Below are 17,799 nucleotides of genomic sequence, written 5' to 3'. Positions count from 1 at the left end.
AGTGAGCCCACCATGCCCGAGAACGTCCGACAGCAGCAGCGCAGCCAGGCCCTCAAGCTGGTGATCCTGGACCGCAACGGCAGCATCAACGAGCACCGCGACGACTTCGTCAAGAGCGACACCGAGTGGACGCCGCTGCCCGGCGCGCTGGAGGCCATCGCGCGGCTCAACCAGGCCGGCTGGCATGTGGTGATCGCCTCCAACCAGTCGGGCCTGGGCCGCGGCCTGTTCGACGTGGCTTCGCTCAATGCCATGCACGCCAAGATGCAGAAGATGCTGGCCACCTTCGGCGGCCGCATCGACGCCATCTTCTACTGCCCGCACAGCCCCGAGGACGACTGCGACTGTCGCAAGCCCAAGCCGGGCCTGTTCAAGCAGATCGGCGAGCGCTTCGGCATCGACCTGCGCGGCGTGCCCACGGTGGGCGACAGCCTGCGCGACCTGCAGGCTGGCGCCGCCGCGGGCTGCGAGCCGCACCTGCTGCTCACCGGCGTGGGCGCGGCCTGCCGCGGCGTGCATCCGCTGCCGCCCGAGTTTCCGACCGGCACCCAGGTGCACGAGGACCTGGCCGATTTCGTCCGCTTCCTGCTGGCGCGCGAGGCGCATGCGGCGCCCGCGCCCTCGGCCCCGGCCTCGGTCGCCCCGCCTGCGGCGCCACGAGTCTGATCCTCCCGGCCTTTCGACCATGCCCTGCCGCTGCGCCGCCCCGTCCCGGTCCTGAACCGGGCCGATGCATCGAGGCCCGGCGCTTCCTCCTTCCTCTCCACCCTCGTCCCCGATGGCCTTTCTCCGTTCGACCCTTCACGTGCTGTGGATGGCGGTCACCGTCGTCCCCTACGCCATCGCCCTGCTGGGAGCCTCGCTCTTCGTGCGCGGCGAGCCGCTCTACCGCATCGCCGCCGCCTGGCTGGGCGTGGCCATCGGCGGCGCGCGCTGGATCCTCGGCATCCGGCCCGTGGTCCTGGGCATGGAGAACCTGCCGCAGGACAAGGAGGCCGGTGCCGTGCTGCTGGTCAAGCACCAGTCCACCTACGAGACCTTCCTGATGCCCACGCTCATGCCGCATCCGCTGGCCTACGTGTTCAAGAAGGAGCTGCTGTATGTGCCCTTCTTCGGCTGGGCCATGTCGCGCCTGGACATGGTGCACATCGACCGCAAGCAGCGCACGCAGGCTTTCCAGAAGGTGGTGGCGCAGGGCAAGAAGCTGCTGGGCAAGGGCGTGTGGATCATCATGTTCCCCGAAGGCACGCGCATCCCGCGCGGCCAGGTGGGCCAGTACAAGACGGGCGGCACGCGGCTGGCGATCGAGACCGGTGTGCCCGTCGTTCCCATCGCCGTGACCTCGGCCCGCTGCTGGCCGCGCAAGGCCTTCGTCAAGACGCCGGGCACGGTGCATGTGTCCATCGGCCCGGCCATCCCGAGTGCCGGCCGCAAGGCGGACGAACTCATGGTCGAGGTGCAGGCCTGGATCGAGGCCGAGATGCGTCGCCTGGACCCGGAGGCCTACCGCTGAAGGCGGCCGGCAAGCAGGGCGCGGGCATGCACCGGCTGTTGCAGCTGACGCTGGACCTGTTTGGCGAGTCGCCGGCGCCAGCGCCGGCGGTCGAGCCGCCCCTCCCGCCCGCGAAGGCGCGCGGCGTTGCGCCGACCTCCCCGGGCGTGGCCGCGCCAGCGCAGCCGCTGCGTGCGCCGGACAGTCGCACCCTCGTCTTCACCCATCCGCGCGCCTCGCGCGAGATCGTGCTGGGCGACGTGCGCATCGCCTATGCCTTCGACCGCGGCCATCGCCGCACCATCGGCTTCTCGGTGAGCGGCGAGGGTCTGGCAGTGCGCGCGCCGCGCTGGGCGGCCATCCGCGACGTCGAGGCGGCCCTGCAGGAGAAGGCCGGCTGGATCCTGCGAAAGCTGTCGGAGGCACGCCAGCGCGAGTCGCAGCGGGAGGCTGGCCGCATCGACTGGTGCGATGGGGCGCAGTTGCCCTTCCTGGGGCGCATGGTCACCCTGCGCCTGGATCCCACCGACCGCCAGGCCGGCGCGGGGGGCCTGCTGGACGTGGGCGACGGCAGCGCCGATGCGCCGCAGGTGCTGCGGCTGGCACTCTCGCCGGACGTGGGCGAGGCCCGCATCCGCGACGCGGCGCAGGCCTGGCTGACGCGGCAGGCGCGACGCGTCTTCACCGAGCGGCTGGCGCATTTCGCGCCGCAGCTGGGCGTGCAGTGGACCAAGCTGTCGCTGTCCAACGCCGCCACCCGCTGGGGCAGTGCAAGCGCGGACGGCTCGATCCGCCTCAACTGGCGGCTGATCCACTATCGGCTGCCGATCATCGACTACGTGGTGGTGCACGAGCTGGCGCACCTGCGGGTGATGGACCACAGCCCGCGCTTCTGGGACGAGGTGGGGCGCGTGCTGCCGGACTATGCGCAGCGGCGGCAGGTGCTGAAGGACGAGCCGGCGCCGCGCTGGGGGTGAGTGGCGCCTGGCGCTGCAGTGGCGTGCGGGGCGCGTTGGACTTGCCAGGAACTGGGAACCAGGTGCCGGATGCCGGCTGCTGGATGCCGTGTGCCGTGTGCCGTGTGCCGTGTGCCGTGTGCCGTGTGCCGGGGGGCGCGCATGGCAGGGTCCGGGGCGCGCGCCGGCGCCGGGCCCAGGGCGCGCGGGCTCATACGGGGTCGGTCGGCCCTGCGGGCCGACTCCGCTGCGGTGCTCGGATGGACGGGCACGCGGCATAACTCGCTACGCGCTTCGCGCTGCGCTCAGACAAACGCCGCGAGTCAGATCACGAAGCAGGCCTGTCCTCCGGCAGGCCTGCAGCCCGTCCATCCTGCGCGCCTCGCCGACCCCGAAATCGCCCACGCACCCTGGGCCCGACACCGGCGCGTGGAAGCTGGCGTGGGTGTTCCTGGGTACCCGGTCTTGCTCCCTCTCCCCTCGCGGGAGAGGGCGGGGGAGAGGGGGCCGGTGGCCCGCAAGAAGCGCGGTGGTGGTGTGACCGCCCCCTCTCCCCAACCCCTCTCCCGCGAGGGGAGAGGGGCTACGCGCAGCACGCATGCCGGCCGATCAATCCCGCCTCAGGCCCTGGTGCCGGTGAGGGCGTGGCGGCGCGCCTGTGGGGCGCCGAGGAGCGCAGGGCGGACGGGCTGCGGGCCTGCCGAAGGACAGGCCCGCTTCGTGAACTGACTCGCGGCGTTTGTTTGAGCGCAGCGCGAAGCGCGTAGCGAGTTATGCCGCGGCCCGTCTGCCCGAGCACCGCAGGGGAGTCGGCGCGCAGCGCCGACCGCTCCACTGAAGCGCCGCCACGCCCTCACCGGCGCCAGGGCCGGACCATCGTCAACGAAGGGGCGCCCGCACGGCACCTGTGCAATTCGGCGTACCGGGCCACCGAGCGCTCAAGGCTCAAGGCCGAAAGGCAACAGACCTTGCAGGCCGCTACGCCTCAAAGACACCAAGACATCAAATACATCAGGTCGGATACGTCCCCGGCAACAGAATGCTCCGGTCCACGTTGCACAACTGCGTGTGCCCGCAGAAGGCCATCGTCGTGTCCAGCTCCTTGTGGATGATCTGCAGCGCCCGCGTCACGCCGGCCTCGCCCATCGCGCCCAGGCCGTAGACCATCGAGCGGCCGATCATCGTGCCGCGCGCGCCCAGGGCCCAGGCCTTGAGCACGTCCTGGCCGCTGCGGATGCCGCCGTCCATCCACACCTCCAGCCGGTGGCCCACCGCGTCCACGATGGCCGGGAGGGCCGAGATGCTGCTGGGCGCGCCGTCGAGCTGGCGGCCGCCGTGGTTGCTCACCACGATGGCGTCGGCACCGGCATCGGCGGCCATGCGGGCGTCTTCCTCGACCATGATCCCCTTCAGGATCAGCTTGCCGCCCCACTGCTGCTTGACCCATTCGATGTCGGCCCACGACAGGCGCGGATCGAACTGCTCGTTGGTCCAGGCGGCCAGCGAGCTCATGTCGCTCACGCCCTTCACATGGCCCACCAGGTTGCGGAAGGTGTGGCGCTTGGTCTGCGCCATGCCCAGCACCCAGCGCGGCTTGGTCGCCAGGTTGAGGATGTTCTTGAGCGTCGGCCGCGGCGGCGCCGTCAGGCCGTTCTTGAGGTCCTTGTGGCGCTGGCCGATCACCTGCAGGTCCAGCGTCAGCACCAGGGCGCTGCACTTGGCCGCCTTGCAGCGGTCGATCATGCGGGCCATGGCGTCGCGGTCGCGCATCATGTACAGCTGGAACCAGAAGGGCGCCGTCGTGTTCTGCGCGATGTCCTCGATGGAGCAGATGCTCATGGTCGAGAGCGTGAACGGAATGCCGAACTTTTCGGCCGCCCGCGCCGCATGAATCTCGCCGTCGGCATGCTGCATGCCCGTCAGGCCCACCGGGGCGATGGCCACGGGCATTTTCGCGGGCACGCCCACCATGGTGGTGGCGGTGCTGCGGTTCTCCAGGTTGACCGCCACGCGCTGGCGCAGCTTGATCTTGTGGAAGTCCTCTTCGTTGGCGCGGTAGGTGCCTTCGGTCCAGGCGCCGGAGTCGGCGTAGTCGTAGAACATGCGCGGCACGCGCTTCTGCGCCAGCACGCGCAGGTCTTCGATGTTGGTGATGACGGTCATGGAAGTTCCGGAAGGGCGGGCCCGGCGCACGACGGGCGCGCCGGGCCGGGCTTGGTCAGTGGACCACGGTCAGGGTGAAGGGCCAGACGTACGCCTGCAGCGTCACATACAGGCCCACCAGCGCCGCGAGCGCGATCGAGTGGAAGAAAACGTAGCGCAGGATATCGCCTTCGTGATTGAACCAGCGGGTGGCGGTGGAGGCCACGACGATGGACTGCGCGTCGATCATCTTGCCCATCACGCCGCCCGAGCTGTTGGCCGCGCCCATCAGGTTGGCCGACAGGCCCAGCTGCTCGGCCGCCACCTTCTGCATGCCGCCGAAGAGCACGTTCGACGCCGTGTCCGAGCCCGTGAGCGCCACGCCGATCCAGCCCATCAGCGTGCCGAAGAAGGGATACAGCACGCCGGTGTTGGCGAAGGCCAGGCCCAGCGTGGTGTCGGTGCCCGAGAAGCGCGTCAGCGTGCCCAGTGCCAGCATCAGCACGATGGTCAGCAGCGAGTAGCGCACCATCCACAGCGTGCGGAAGAAGGTGCCCACGATGGCCACCGGGCTGTACTTCATCAGCACGGCGCTGAGCACCGCCGCCAGCAGGATGCCGCTGCCGGTGGCCGACAGCAGGTTCAGCACGTAGACGGCCGCCTCCTTGTGGGGCGTCGTCACCACCGGCGGCATCTTGTCGATCATGTTGTGCAGGCCCGGCATCGGGAAGCTGGGCGCGAACAGGCCGTTGAGCCAGGTCTTGACCGCCGGCAGGCCCCAGACGAAGACGAACACCGAGAGGATCAGCCACGGCATCCAGGCCCGCACCAGCGCGGCGCGGCTGTGCTGGCGCACCGGCTGCGGCGGCTTGGCCTCGGCGGCGCTGGGATCGTTGCCGCGCATCGAGGGCGAGGTCCAGATGCGCTTGGGCTGCCACACGCGCAGGAAGGCCACCAGGCTCAGCATCGAGACGACGGCCGCGATGATGTCCACCAGCTCCGGCCCGATGAAGTTGGAGACCAGGAACTGCGGCACCGCGAAGCTCACGCCCGTGACCAGGATGGCGGGCCAGATCTCCATCATGGCCTTGCGGCCGGCGAAGGCCCAGATCAGCCAGAAGGGCACCATCAGCGAGAAGAAGGGCAGCTGCCGGCCGATCATGGCCGTCACCTCCATCAGGTCGTAGCCGTGCACCTTGGCCAGCGTGATCACCGGCGTGCCCAGCGCGCCGAAGGCCACCGGCGCCGTGTTGGCGATCAGCGAGAGTCCCGAGGCCGCCAGCGGCGAGAAGCCCAGCCCGATCAGGATCGCCGCCGTCACCGCCACCGGCGTGCCGAAGCCGGCCGCACCCTCGAAGAAGGCGCCGAAGCAGAAGGCGATCAGCAGCAGCTGGATGCGCCGGTCCTCGGTGATGCCCGACAGCGAATCCTGCAGCACCGCGAAGCTGCCGTTCTGCTCGGTCAGCTGGTGCAGGAAGATGATGTTCAGCACGATCCAGCCGATGGGTAGCAGGCCGGTGAAGGCGCCGAAGAGCGCCGCGCGCCCGGCCAGGTCGGCGGGCATGCCGTAGGCGAAGACGGCCACCAGCAGCGCCGCGACGAGCCCCATGCCGGCGGCGATGTGCGCCTTGATGTGGAAGAAGCCGAGTGCGGCCAGCATCACTACCACCGGGATCGCCGCGAGGGCGGTGGAGATGAACATGTTGCCGAACGGGTCGTAGATCTGCTGCCAGGGCATGGCGTGTCTCCTGCGTGTTGTTGTGGACGGTGCGGGCATGCTGCCTGTCGTGCGGCTGCCACGCAACGGGACGCGACTTTAGGAGCGGGCGGCGGCCGGGGGGCTGAAAAGGATGCGCGGCGGGCGTGAATCTTTTTCACGGCCGGCCGGCCGGCCGGCGGAGCGTGGGCGGGGCTTCGACAGGCTCAGCCCGAACGGTCTGGGGGGGGCGGCAGGCGCCGGCGAAGCTGCTCCGGCCGGACGGGGGTGCGGCGGGTCTCGGCGAAGGTGCCCGCGGACGGCCGGCGCGCAGCGCGCCCTCAGTCCCGCATCGCCTGCCGGATCCAGTCCACGAAGGCGGCGCACTCCCAGCGTTCCAGCGTGCCCGGCTTCCAGCACAGGAAGTAGTCGTGCGGCGAGCGCACGCTGCGTCGCGACAGGCGCACCAGCCGGCCGCTGTCCAGCCAGCCCTGGCCGAGCCGCAGGCGCATCAGCGCCACGCCGAAGCCGGCGACGGCGGCGTCCAGCACCAGGCCCAGGTCGTTGAACTGGTTGCCCGAGGCCGGCTCGGGCAGGCCGATGCCGCAGGCGCGGAACCAGGTGCGCCAGGGCTCCAGCGGGGAGCGGATCAGGTGGGCGCGGCCGATCTCGGCCTCGGTGTCGAAGTCGCCCTCGAAAGGGCCCGCCTCGCCCAGGTATTCGGGGCTGCACACGGGGCAGACCTCGTCGGAGAGCAGGTGCATCGACTCCCGGTCGGGGAAGGGGCCGACGCCGAAGCGCAGCTCGATGTCGGCCTCCTCGGCCGTCACGTTGTGGATGGGGATGGCCACCTGCAGCATCAGCTCGATGTCCGGGTAGGCATGGCGGAACAGCGCCAGCCGCGGCAGCAGCAACTGGCGCGAGAAGGTGGGCGTGACGGCCACGCGCAGCCGCGTTGAGGCGGGCGCTGCCCGGGCCGGGCGCGGTGCGTCCTGCAGCGCGGCCATGGCTTCGCGCACCCGCAGCAGGTAGGCCGCGCCCTCGGCCGAGGGCAGGAACTCGCCGCGCGCCGCGAAGAGCTTGAGCCCCAGCTGCGTCTCCAGCTGCCGGATGCGGTGGCTCACCGCGCTGGGCGTGACCGACAGCTCGGCCGCCGCCTGCGTCACGCTGCGCAGGCGCGCGACGGCCTCGAAGGCCAGGAGGGACTGGATGGGCGGAATGCGGACGGCGGTCATGGCGTGGTCACGGATCGGGCGTGGGCGAGAGGCGGGCCGCGAGATGGTCGATCACGGTGCGGCATTTGGGCGGCAGGTGGCGGTCCGGCGGATACAGCAGCCAGGCCTGGCCGGTGTAGGGGCCCAGGAACTCCCAGTCGGCCAGCACCTGCTGCAGTTCGCCGGCGGCCAGGGCGGCGCGGGCGCTGAAATCGGGCAGGCAGGCGATGCCCAGGCCGCGGCGCGCCGCGTCCAGCCGCGCGCCGCTGTGGTTGACGGCATAGCGGCCGTGCACCGCCACTTCCGCCTGCTCGTCGCCGCGGCGAAAGCGCCAGTGGTGGTCGCGCGGATGCTCGCCGAGCCACAGGCAGCTGTGGCCGGGCAGGTCCTGCGGATGCGCTGGCATGCCGGCCGCTGCCAGGTAGGCGGGCGCGGCGCACAGCAGGTGGCGCACCGGCATCAGCGGCCGGCCGGCCAGGCCTTCGGGCGGCTGGCGGGTGATGCGCACGACCAGGTCCACGTCCTCGCGCACCGGGTCGATGTCCCGGTCGTCGGCGACCAGGTGAACCTCCAGGCCGGGCTGCGCGGCGAGCAACTCCAGCACCAGCGGATGCAGCACCTGATGGGCCAGGGCCTTGGGCGCGCTCAGGCGCACCACGCCGGCCGGCGCCGCCGCGAAGCGCTGGCCCACCTGCAGCGTGGCCTGGGCCGCGGTCACCAGCTCGGCGCAATGGGCGAAGGCCTCGCGCCCGGCCTCGGTCAGCCGCTGCTGGCGGGTGGTGCGGGCCAGCAGGCGCACGCCCAGGGCCTCCTCCAGCCGCGCCACCTGGCGGCTCACGGCCGAGGGTGTCATGCCCAGCGCGCGGGCGGCGGCCGAGAAGCTGCCGCGCTCGGCCACCTGGGCGAAAGCCACCATCTCGGACAGCAGGTGCAGCGGCGCATTGATTCCCATGGGGAAGGGATTTTGTTCCGGCGCAGCGGCTGGTCGTGGGAAAGATGGCGCCGAAGAATCGCCGCCATGCCGATCACCTTCTCTTCTCGCCTGCGCGCCCACCGGGTCACCGGTGCCCTGGCCGCGCCCGAACTGCTGCTGCTCGCCGTGGCCGCCGTGTGGGGCGCGAGCTATGCCGTCACCAAGCCGGTGCTGGGCCAGATGCCTGTGGCCGCCTTCCTGGCGCTGCGCTTCGCGCTCACCTTCGCGGTACTGGCGCCCGCGCTGCGGCCGCTGCTGCGCCCGGGCGGGGCGGCCGGGCTGGCGGTGGGCGGGGTGCTGGGGCTGCTGCTGCTGGCCATCTTCGTCTGCGAGACGGAGGGCCTGCGGCGCACGCCGGCCGGGCAGGCGGCCTTCCTGATCAGCCTGTGTGTGGCTTTCACGCCCTGGGTGGACTGGGCGCTCTCCGGCCACCGGCCGGCCTTGCGGCTTTTTGCGGCCACCGGCCTGTGCGTGGCGGGCACCGCGCTGCTGGCGCTGGACGGGGCGGCGCCAGCGGGCCATGCCACGGGCGCGGCATTGATGCTGGCGGCCGCGCTGCTGCGTGCCTGCATGGTGTGCCTGACGCGGCGCCTGGCCCCGCGCCATGCGCTGCCGGCGCTGTCGCTCACGGCCGTGCAGTGTGGGGTGGTGGCGCTGGGAGCCTCGGTGCTGGCGCTGCGGCCGGGTTCAGGCGGCTGGGTGCCGCCGCCCGCGTCCGTGGCATTCTGGGCCGCGATGGTCTTCCTGGTGCTGGGTTGCACCGTGTTCGCCTTCTTCGCACAGAACCACGCGGTGCAGCGCATGCCGCCCAGCCGGGCGGCGCTGCTGATGGGCAGCGAGCCGCTGTTCGGCGCGCTGATCGCCGTCGCCCTGCTGGGCGAGCGGCTGGATGCGGCGGGCTGGCTCGGCGGCCTGCTCATCGCCGGTGCCGCGGCGTGGGCCGGGTTGCCGCGCCGCGCGCGGCCTCAGCGCCCCCAGGCGCAGCCGCCGTCCACCACCAGCGTGGAGCCCACCACGTAGTCGCCGGCGCGCGAGGCCAGGTAGATGGCGGCGCCGGCCATGTCCTCCGGTGTGCCCACGCGGCCCAGCGGCACGCGGTCGGCCACCTCGTCTGCGTGGTCGCGGGCCTCCTTGTTCATGCTGGAGGCGAAGGGGCCGGGGGCGATGGCGCTGACGACGATGCGCTCCGGTGCCAGGCGCAGCGCCATGCGCTTGGTCAGGTGGATCAGGCCGGCCTTGCTGGCGGCGTAGGAGTAGGTCTCCCACGGGTTGACCGAGATGCCGTCGATGGAGGCGATGTGGATCACCTTGGCCAGGTGGTCGGTGGCCGCCTTCTTGAGCATGGGCGTCAGCGCCTGCGTCAGGAAGAAGGGCGACTTCATGTTGAGGTCCACCACCTTGTCCCAGCCGCTTTCGGGAAACTCCTCGTACGGCGCGCCCCAGGCCGCGCCCGCGTTGTTGACCAGGATGTCGAGCGAATCCTCGTGCTTCGCATAGGCGGCGACCAGCGCCTGCACGCCTTCCATCGTCGACACGTCCGCCGGCAGCGAGACGCAATGGCCCAGCGCCGACAGCTCCTTGGCCGCCTGGTCGCAGGCGTCGGCCTTGCGGGCCGAGATGTAGACCCGGGCGCCCTGCGCCAGGTAGCCCTCGGCGATCATGCGGCCGATGCCGCGCGAGCCGCCGGTGATGAGGGCCGTGCGGCCCTTGAGCGAGAAGAGGTTCGAGGTGTCCATGGTGCGTGTCTCCTTCGGTGGCGCAGCTTAAGAGGGCCTGCGGCCCGGGGCCGTCGCCAAGGCGCCAAACGCAACCGGATGCATCGAAGCGGATTTCCGACATGAGGGGAATCCCGGAGCGCGGTATGGTTGCGGCCTTCACAAGAACAACGCCTGCCCCTGCCTATGCTCGACCGACGCTCCTTCGTCTCTTCCGGCGCCGCCGCCTTCGCCCTGGGTCTTCTGGGCCGGCCCGCCTCCGCACAGAACGCCAAGGCCCTGCAGCTTAGCCAGCCGCGGCCCTTCTCCTGGGATGGCCTCGTGGCCGACGCCCAGGCCCTGGCCGGCCGGCCCTATGCGCAGGAGAACCGCCTGCCGAAGGACGTGCTGGAGCGCATCGACTACGACGCCCACGGCAAGATCCGCTTCGACACCGACTACGCCCTGTTCAAGGACGGGCCCGGCGCCTTCCCGGTCACCTTCTTCCACCTGGGCCGCTTCTTCCAGGTGCCGGTGCACATGCATGTGCTGGAGAACGCGGGCGGCGACGTCTTCTCGCGCGAGATCGTCTACGACAGCGCCTACTTCGACATGCCCGCTGACAGCCCGGCCAAGCAGTTGCCCGACGGCGCAGGCTTTGCCGGCTTCCGCTTCCAGGAAAGCCGGCTGGGCGACCAGGCCAAGCTGGACTGGCGCAAGAACGACTGGGTGGCCTTCCTGGGCGCCTCCTACTTCCGCGCCATCGGCGAGCTCTACCAGTACGGCCTGTCGGCCCGCGGCATCGCGCTGGACGTGGCCCTGCCTGACCGGCCGGAGGAGTTCCCCACCTTCACCCGCTTCTGGTTCGAGCCGCCCAAGGACGACACCACGGTGGTCGTCTATGCGCTGCTGGAAGGCCCGAGCGTCACCGGCGCCTTCCGCTTCGTCATGCAGCGCAAGGCGGCGGTGATCATGGACATCGAGCAGCGCCTCTTCCTGCGCCGCGATGTGGGCCGGCTGGGCCTGGTGCCGCTGACCTCGATGTACTGGTATTCGGAGACGCTGGGCGCCCGCGGCATCGACTGGCGGCCCGAGGTGCACGACTCCGACGGGCTGGCGCTGTGGACGGGTGGCGGCGAACGCATCTGGCGCCCGCTCAACAACCCGGCCGTCACGCGCGCCTCGCAGTTCAACGACCGCGCGCCCAAGGGCTTCGGCCTGCTGCAGCGCGACCGCGCCTTCGACCACTACCAGGACGGCGTCATGTACGACAAGCGCCCGAGCCTCTGGGTGGAGCCGCTGGGCGACTGGGGCGATGGCTCGGTGCAGCTGATCGAGATCCCGACCGACGACGAGATCCACGACAACATCGTCGCCTTCTGGGTACCGGCTGCGCCCGCCACCAAGGGCAGCAGCTACAGCCTGCGCTACCGCCTGTACTGGCAGGCGGAGGAGCCCTTCCCCGGCCCGCTGGCGCGCTGCGTGGCCACGCGAATCGGCCGCGGCGGCCAGCCGGGCCAGCCGCGGCCGCAGGGCGTGCGCAAGTTCATGGTCGAGTTCGTGGGCGGCACGCTCAAGGACATTCCCTTCGGCGTCAAGCCCGAGGCGGTGCTCACCGCGTCGAGCGGCAGCTTCTCCTACGTCTTCACCGAGGCCGTGCCCAACGGCGTGCCCGGCCACTGGCGTGCGCAGTTCGACTTCACGCCCGCGCCCGGCAACAACGAGCCGGTGGACATGCGCCTGTACCTGCGCAATGGCGGCGTCACGCTGACGGAGACCTGGCTGTACCAGCTGCAGCCGGGCTGATCGCTGTCCAGCGGGCCGTGGCGGCGGCCAGGGTCGCAGCGCTGGGGCGTTGGGTGGCATCGGCCTGCATGCAGGCGGCTGCCCAGGCAATTGGCGTGTCCGTCGAAGCCGCATCGGTCAGGGCGGCCCCATCGGCAAGGGCGACAAGTTCCGACAGCAGCACGCCGAAGGCCCGCACGTCCATGCGGCGCAGGGCCTCGCCCATGGCGCCTTCCGGAGCGAAGGCTGCGGCGCCGAAGTCGCCGAGCAGCGCCGTCGCCTCGCCCGCGGGCGCATCGGGGCGCCAGAGCAGGTTGTGGGCATACAGGTCCCCGTGCACCAGGCCTCGCGCATGCAGGTGGGCCAGGGCGGATGCCACGTCGGCGGCGATGCCCAGCACCACGTCGGCTGGCATGCGTAAACCCTCCGGATACACATCGCGGGTACAGCTTTCGAAGCTGGGCGGCCCCGCCAGCGTGCGGTAGTGCGGCGCGATGCGCGCCATCACCAGGCCCTGCGTGCCGTCGGGATGGCCCTGCAGCCGGCCGAGCACCGGGATCAGCCGCGGGTGCGTGCCCGCCGCCAGGCTGGCCGCCATTTCGGTCAGCGGCCAGCCGTCGCTGGTGACCTCGCCCTTGAACAGCTTGATCGCCACCTCCTGCGCCGATCCGCCTTCGCCCAGCACGCCCGCATGGATACGGCCCGACGCGCCTTCGCCCAGCAACGCGCCGACCTGCAATGAGGACCAGCCGATGGCGTCCGAAGACTGGCCATGGCGCGCCGCGTCCTCGACCGCTGCGTTGAAGGCGTTGCCGCCGATGGCCAGCCACGACAGGGCCGGCAGGTCGGCCAGCCAGCCGGGCAGCGCCTCGAAGCGGTTGGCCGCCAGGCGCAGCAGCTCCAGCGCCTGGCACTGCCGCAGGTCGGGCAGGGCCGTGAGCCGGTTGCCGGCCAGCATCAGCTTCTGCAGCCGGGGGCGCCGGCCCAGCTCGTCGGGCAGTTCGGCAAGGTCGTTGTCGGTCAGGATCAGCCAGCGCAGCCGTGCGGGCAGTGCCTCGGGCGGCACATGGGCGATGCGGTTGGCCTTGAAGCCGACCATCTCCAACTGGGGGCAGGCGCCCAGCGCGGCGGGCAGTGCGGTGAAACGGTTGGACGAGGCGAAGAAGACCCGCAGCCGGTGCAGGCGGTGCAGGTCGTCGGGGAGCGTGTCGAGCTGGTTGCCGGAGAGGTCCAGCACCTCCAGCGTGTCGGCGAGGTCGAAGATCTCGCGGGGAAAGGTGTCGAGATCAGCCGCGATGCGCAGCCGGCGCGCGCCAGCCATCTCGCCCGCGCGCAGCCGTTGCAGGTCGTCGGTCATCGGGGCAGTTTAGGGGGGTGGTGGCGGTGCAGATGCCGGCGATGACGTCGTTGTCGTACCGCTGAAGCGGGCGTCGCTCCCTCTCCCCTTGCGGGAGAGGGCTGCGGAGAGGGGTTGCCAGCGACTGGGCGCAGCGCTGGCGCACGCACCCCCTCTCCCCAACCCCTCTCCCGCGAGGGGAGAGGGGCTTCATCGTTGCTGTGCCTCAGGCCAGCCGGAAGCGGTAGACGCCGTCCTCGCCCAGCTCGCGGCGCAGCTGCCCGGCGAACCAGAGGCAGTGCAGGTGGGCGATGGTCTCGCCCAGGGCGAAGGTCATCTGGTGCAGGTCCAGCTCGCGCTTGAACAGGATGGGCAGCGCCTCGGCCGCCGTGTGCGGCTTCTGCGCGCAGGCGGCCTGCAGTTCGGCCAGGCGGTCGCGGTGGTGCTCCTGCAGCTGCTCCACCCGGCGGTGGATGCCGCGGAAGGGCTTGCCGTGGGCCGGCAGGCCCAGCGTCTCGGCGGGCAGGGCGTTGAAGCGCTCGATGCTGTCGAGGAAGAGGCGCAGCGAATTGGCCTCGGGCTCGCCCGCATGCACGCTCACGTTGGTGGAGATGCGCGGCAGCATCATGTCGCCGCCCAGCAGCACGCCGGCATGGCGGCCGGTGTCGTCCTGCCATTCGAGCGAGTCGCAGAACAGCGAGATGTGCTCCGGCGCATGGCCGTAGCCGACGATGCAGCGCCAGTCGTGGTCGCCGATGCGGATCACGTCGCCGTCCATCATGCGCACGAAGCGATCCGGCACGGCGGGCACCATGTTGCGGTAGTAGCTGGTGCGCGCGCGCAGCTTGTCCAGGGCCTCGGGGTCGGTGAAGCCGTGCGTGGCGAAGAAGGCCGCGGCTGCCTCGCCGCCGGCCAGGGTGTCGCCGGCGGTGCTGAGCACGCGGGCCACGTGGTAGTCGGTCGAGCTGATCCACAGCGGCGCGTTCCACCGCTCGCACAGCCACTGCGCCAGGCCGATGTGGTCGGGGTGCATGTGGGTGACGATCACACGCAGGATGGGCAGGCCCTGCAGCTCGGTCTCGAACACCTGCTCCCACTGCTGGCGCGCCTCGTCGCGGGCGATGCAGCAATCGACCACGCTCCAACCCTCACGGCCGTCGATGCGGTCGCGCAGCAGCCAGAGGTTGATGTGGTCCAGTGCGAAGGGCAGGCGCATGCGGATCCAGCGCACGCCGGGCGCGACCTCGATCGTCTTGCCGGGCTCGGGCAGCGTGTCGCCCAGGGGGTAGTGGAGTTCGCGTTCGAGGAGGTTCATGCGGCATTGCCGGGGGCGGCCGGCTCGGCTAGTATTGACGTTTACGTCAACGTAAGAGTTGCGGTCATTGTAGGCAGCGCCGCCAGATGGTGCTGTCACCGGTGCGCGACCCTTCGGCGGGCGCGGCGATGCCTCTCGCATGTCCAACACCACTTTCACCATCGGCGAACTGGCCAAGGAATTCGACCTCACGACGCGGGCCATCCGCTTCTACGAGGACATGGGCCTGCTCGCGCCCGAGCGCCAGGGCCGCAACCGCGTCTACACCGCGCGCGACCGGGCGCGGCTGCTGCTCACGCTGCGCGCCAAGCGCCTGGGCTTGAGCCTGACCGAGGCGCGCGACGTGCTCGACATGTACGACAGCCCGCGCGACACGGTGCCCCAACTGGAGGCCTTCCTGCGTGTGCTGGGCGCCCACCGCGAGCGGCTGGAGGCCCAGATGGCCGAGCTGCAGGCCAACCTCGCCGAAGTGCGCGCGCAGGAGACGGCCAGCCGTGCCGCGCTGACGCGTGCGCGCAAGGCCGCCACCAAGGCGACCGCGTAGGACGGCACGCCACCCGCTGACACAATGCCCGCCATGACCGACCCGATCCAAGAACTGTTCGCCCACAACCGCGCCTGGTCTGCCCAGATGGAGCGCGACCGCCCCGGCTTCTTCACCAGCCTGGTCAAGCAGCAGACGCCCAAGTTCATGTGGATCGGCTGCTCCGACAGCCGCGTGCCCGCGAACCAGATCACCGGCCTGGAGCCGGGCGAGGTGTTCGTTCACCGCAACGTGGCCAACGTGGTGGTGCACTCCGATCTCAACGCGCTGTCCACCATCCAGTTCGCGGTCGACCTGCTCAAGGTGGAGCACATCATGGTGGTGGGCCACTACGGTTGCGCCGGCGTCAAGGCGGCCATGAAGGGCACCCGCGTGGGCCTGGCCGACAACTGGATCCGCCACATCCAGGACGTGCGCGACCGCCACGCCGTCATGCTGGAAAGCCTGCCCGAGGCCGTGCGCGACGATGCGCTGTGCGAGCTCAACGTGGCCGAGCAGGTGGTCAACGTCGCGGTGAGCACCGTCATGGTCGACGCCTGGAGCCGCGGCCAGAAGGTCACCATCCACGGCTGGGCCTTCGGCGTGCACGACGGCCTGCTGCAGGACCTGGGCATCAGTGTCGACGGCGGCAAGCCGCTCGACGGCATCTACAAGGCCGCGGTGCAGCGCATCCGCGCCAAGTGGAGCGCCCCCGCCGCCGCCACGCCGCAGCCGCGCGCGCAGGTGGCCGTGCAGGGCCAGTGAGGCCGGGCGCAGGGGCAGGAAGGGCGCGGCCGCCATGTTTCCCCAGCGCCTGGATTCGCCGCTCGCCTACGGCATCGCCAAGGCGCTGATCGACGGCTTCAACCGCCACTACAGGCTGTTTCGCGCCGAGTCGGCGCGTGCCAAGCACCGCTTCGAGACCGCCGACTGGGCCGGCCAGCAGCGCGCGCAGCGCGAGCGCATCGAGTTCTATGCCCTGCGCGTGGCCGAGGCCGTGGCCCGGCTGGAGAAGGAGCTCCGCGCCGGCACGCAGCCCATGGACGTCTGGCAGCAGGTCAAGCTGCACTACATCGGCCTGCTGGTGGACCATCACCAGCCCGAGCTGGCCGAGAGCTTCTTCAACTCGGTCACCATCAAGATCCTCCACCGGGCCTACTTCCAGAACGACTTCATCTTCGTGCGGCCGGCCATCAGCACCGAGTACATCGAGCCGCAGGGCGCGCCCACCTACCGCGCCTACTACCCGCGCGACGGTTCGCTGGCCGGCAGCGTGATGCAGTTGGTGAACGGGTTCGGCCTGATCGTGCCCTTCGCCGACCTGGCCGGCGACGCGCAGCAGGTGGCTCAGGCCGTGCTGGGCGCGCTGGGGCCGGTGCGACTGCGGGCCAACTTCCAGCTGCAGGTGCTGTCGGGGCTGTTCTTCCGCAACAAGGGCGCCTACGTGGTGGGCCGCGTGCTCAACGGCTTCACCGAGTTGCCCTTCGCCCTGCCCATCCTGCACGACGCGAACGGGCGCCTGGTGATCGACGCCGCCCTGTTCGGCGAGGACGAGCTGCAGATGCTGTTCTCCTTCGCGCGGGCCTACTTCATGGTCGACATGGAAGTGCCCAGCGCCTGGGTGCGCTTCCTGCGCGCGCTCATGCCGCACAAGCCGCGCGCCGAGCTCTACAGCGCGCTGGGCCTGGCCAAGCAGGGCAAGACGCTGTTCTACCGCGACTTCCTCTCGCACCTCAACTACAGCAGCGATCGCTTCCGCATCGCGCCGGGCATCCCGGGCATGGTGATGCTGGTGTTCGACCTGCCGTCGTTTCCGTACGTCTTCAAGGTCATCAAGGACTTCTACCCGCCGCCCAAGGACACCACGCGCGAGCAGGTCAAGCGCAAGTACCAGCTCGTCAAGCAGCACGACCGCGTGGGCCGCATGGCCGACACGCTGGAGTACAGCGAGGTGGGTTTTCCGCTGGACCGCTTCGAGCCCGCGCTGGTCGAAGAGCTGCAACGCTTCGCGCCCAGCCAGGTCGAGATCGGCGACCGCGACGGCAATGGCGAGATGGAGCTGGTCATCAAGCACGTCTACATCGAGCGGCGCATGATCCCGCTGAACATCCTGCTGGCCGAATGCCTGGAGCAGATCGCGCAGCCCGAGTCGCCGGCCGCGGCCGAGCGGGCGCAGCAGCAGCTGACGCAGGCGGTGGTCGAGTACGGCCACGCCATCAAGGACATGGTGGCCGCCAACATCTTTCCGGGCGACATGCTGTGGAAGAACTTCGGCCTCACGCGCGGCGGCAAGGTGGTGTTCTACGACTACGACGAGATCGAATACCTCACCGACTGCCAGTTCCGCCGCGTGCCCCCGCCGCGCTGCGAGGAGGACGAGCTGAGCGGCGAGCCCTGGTACAGCGTGGGCCCGCGCGACGTCTTCCCCGAGACCTTCGAGCCCTTCCTGCTGGCCAACGACCATGTGCGCGCGGCCTTCATGGCGCACCATGCGGACCTGCTCGACGCCGCCTTCTGGCAACGCCACAAGGAGCGCATCCTGGCGGGCCAGATGCTGGACGTGTTTCCCTACGACGAGCGGCGGCGCTTCGTGCGCGCGGCCGCGGACCCGGACCCGGTGCTGGATGCACCGCCTTCGCTGCTTGCGACCCATGCGGCCACGTTGTCCTGATT

The 17,799-nt window shown here is 70.8% G+C and carries 15 protein-coding genes; 8 read left to right on the top strand and 7 right to left on the bottom strand.

Going from position 1 to position 17,799, the window contains the following annotated elements; genetic code table 11:
* Positions 1-12 precede the first annotated feature (12 nt).
* The 3 genes from gmhB to L0984_RS28785 all read left to right on the top strand — a co-directional run bounded on the left by gmhB (position 13) and on the right by L0984_RS28785 (position 2,469).
* Positions 13-666 (top strand): D-glycero-beta-D-manno-heptose 1,7-bisphosphate 7-phosphatase, encoded by a 654-nt coding sequence (gmhB, locus tag L0984_RS28795; RefSeq protein ID WP_234197847.1) that lies wholly within the window; start codon positions 13-15, stop codon positions 664-666.
* A gap of 112 nt (positions 667-778) precedes the next feature.
* Positions 779-1,513, top strand: coding sequence for a lysophospholipid acyltransferase family protein (locus L0984_RS28790; RefSeq protein WP_234197846.1), 735 nt, complete (start codon positions 779-781; stop codon positions 1,511-1,513).
* A 26-nt stretch (positions 1,514-1,539) separates the two neighbouring features.
* Positions 1,540-2,469, top strand: coding sequence for a M48 family metallopeptidase (locus L0984_RS28785; RefSeq protein WP_234197845.1), 930 nt, complete (start codon positions 1,540-1,542; stop codon positions 2,467-2,469).
* A gap of 990 nt (positions 2,470-3,459) precedes the next feature.
* On the opposite strand, the gene L0984_RS28780 is transcribed toward L0984_RS28785, so the two are convergent.
* The 4 genes from L0984_RS28780 to L0984_RS28765 all read right to left on the bottom strand — a co-directional run bounded on the left by L0984_RS28780 (position 3,460) and on the right by L0984_RS28765 (position 8,452).
* The gene (locus L0984_RS28780; RefSeq protein WP_234197844.1) at positions 3,460-4,611 is read right to left on the bottom strand and encodes an alpha-hydroxy acid oxidase; all 1,152 of its coding nucleotides are present in this window, start codon (positions 4,609-4,611) and stop codon (positions 3,460-3,462) included.
* A 55-nt stretch (positions 4,612-4,666) separates the two neighbouring features.
* Positions 4,667-6,328 carry an L-lactate permease gene (locus tag L0984_RS28775; protein ID WP_076511584.1) on the bottom strand — a complete coding sequence of 554 codons (1,662 nt, stop codon included), beginning with the start codon at positions 6,326-6,328 and terminating at the stop codon, positions 4,667-4,669.
* Positions 6,329-6,627: 299 nt separating this feature from the next.
* Positions 6,628-7,521, bottom strand: coding sequence for a LysR substrate-binding domain-containing protein (locus tag L0984_RS28770; RefSeq protein ID WP_114804658.1), 894 nt, complete (start codon positions 7,519-7,521; stop codon positions 6,628-6,630).
* 7 nt (positions 7,522-7,528) lie between these two features.
* Positions 7,529-8,452, bottom strand: coding sequence for a LysR family transcriptional regulator (locus L0984_RS28765; protein ID WP_234197843.1), 924 nt, complete (start codon positions 8,450-8,452; stop codon positions 7,529-7,531).
* Positions 8,453-8,518: 66 nt separating this feature from the next.
* Between L0984_RS28765 and L0984_RS28760 the strand changes: the two genes are divergently transcribed.
* Positions 8,519-9,493: a DMT family transporter gene (locus L0984_RS28760; RefSeq protein WP_234197842.1), complete on the top strand. Its 975-nt coding sequence runs from the start codon at positions 8,519-8,521 to the stop codon at positions 9,491-9,493.
* On the opposite strand, the gene L0984_RS28755 is transcribed toward L0984_RS28760, so the two are convergent.
* A complete protein-coding gene (locus L0984_RS28755) occupies positions 9,439-10,209 on the bottom strand; it encodes an SDR family oxidoreductase (protein ID WP_234197841.1) in 771 nt (256 codons plus the stop codon). The genes L0984_RS28760 and L0984_RS28755 overlap by 55 nt on opposite strands.
* Before the next feature lie 165 nt (positions 10,210-10,374).
* Here L0984_RS28755 and L0984_RS28750 point away from each other — a divergent pair, with 165 nt between their 5' ends.
* Positions 10,375-11,973, top strand: a complete 1,599-nt coding sequence (locus tag L0984_RS28750) for a glucan biosynthesis protein (protein ID WP_234197840.1) — start codon at positions 10,375-10,377, stop codon at positions 11,971-11,973.
* Here L0984_RS28750 and L0984_RS28745 read toward each other — a convergent pair.
* Positions 11,930-13,309 (bottom strand): leucine-rich repeat-containing protein kinase family protein, encoded by a 1,380-nt coding sequence (locus tag L0984_RS28745; protein WP_234197839.1) that lies wholly within the window; start codon positions 13,307-13,309, stop codon positions 11,930-11,932. The two genes, L0984_RS28750 and L0984_RS28745, sit on opposite strands and share 44 nt — an antisense overlap.
* A 205-nt stretch (positions 13,310-13,514) precedes the next feature.
* Complete coding sequence (locus L0984_RS28740; protein WP_234197838.1) at positions 13,515-14,603, bottom strand: MBL fold metallo-hydrolase; 1,089 nt, start codon at positions 14,601-14,603, stop codon at positions 13,515-13,517.
* A 139-nt stretch (positions 14,604-14,742) separates the two neighbouring features.
* On the opposite strand from L0984_RS28740, the gene L0984_RS28735 reads away from it, so the two are divergent.
* The 3 genes from L0984_RS28735 to aceK are packed head-to-tail and all read left to right on the top strand — an operon-like array spanning position 14,743 to position 17,797.
* Positions 14,743-15,147: a MerR family transcriptional regulator gene (locus L0984_RS28735; RefSeq protein WP_234197837.1), complete on the top strand. Its 405-nt coding sequence runs from the start codon at positions 14,743-14,745 to the stop codon at positions 15,145-15,147.
* Positions 15,148-15,180: 33 nt separating this feature from the next.
* Positions 15,181-15,891, top strand: coding sequence for a carbonate dehydratase (can, locus tag L0984_RS28730; protein ID WP_234197836.1), 711 nt, complete (start codon positions 15,181-15,183; stop codon positions 15,889-15,891).
* Between the two features lie 34 nt (positions 15,892-15,925).
* The gene (gene aceK / locus L0984_RS28725) at positions 15,926-17,797 is read left to right on the top strand and encodes a bifunctional isocitrate dehydrogenase kinase/phosphatase (protein ID WP_234197835.1); all 1,872 of its coding nucleotides are present in this window, start codon (positions 15,926-15,928) and stop codon (positions 17,795-17,797) included.
* The last annotated feature ends 2 nt before the right edge of the window (positions 17,798-17,799 follow it).

This window comes from Pseudacidovorax sp. NFM-22 (genome assembly GCF_021401245.1).
Classification (GTDB): Bacteria; Pseudomonadota; Gammaproteobacteria; order Burkholderiales; family Burkholderiaceae_C; genus Xenophilus.
This window is presented reverse-complemented; position numbering and strand designations above follow the sequence as displayed.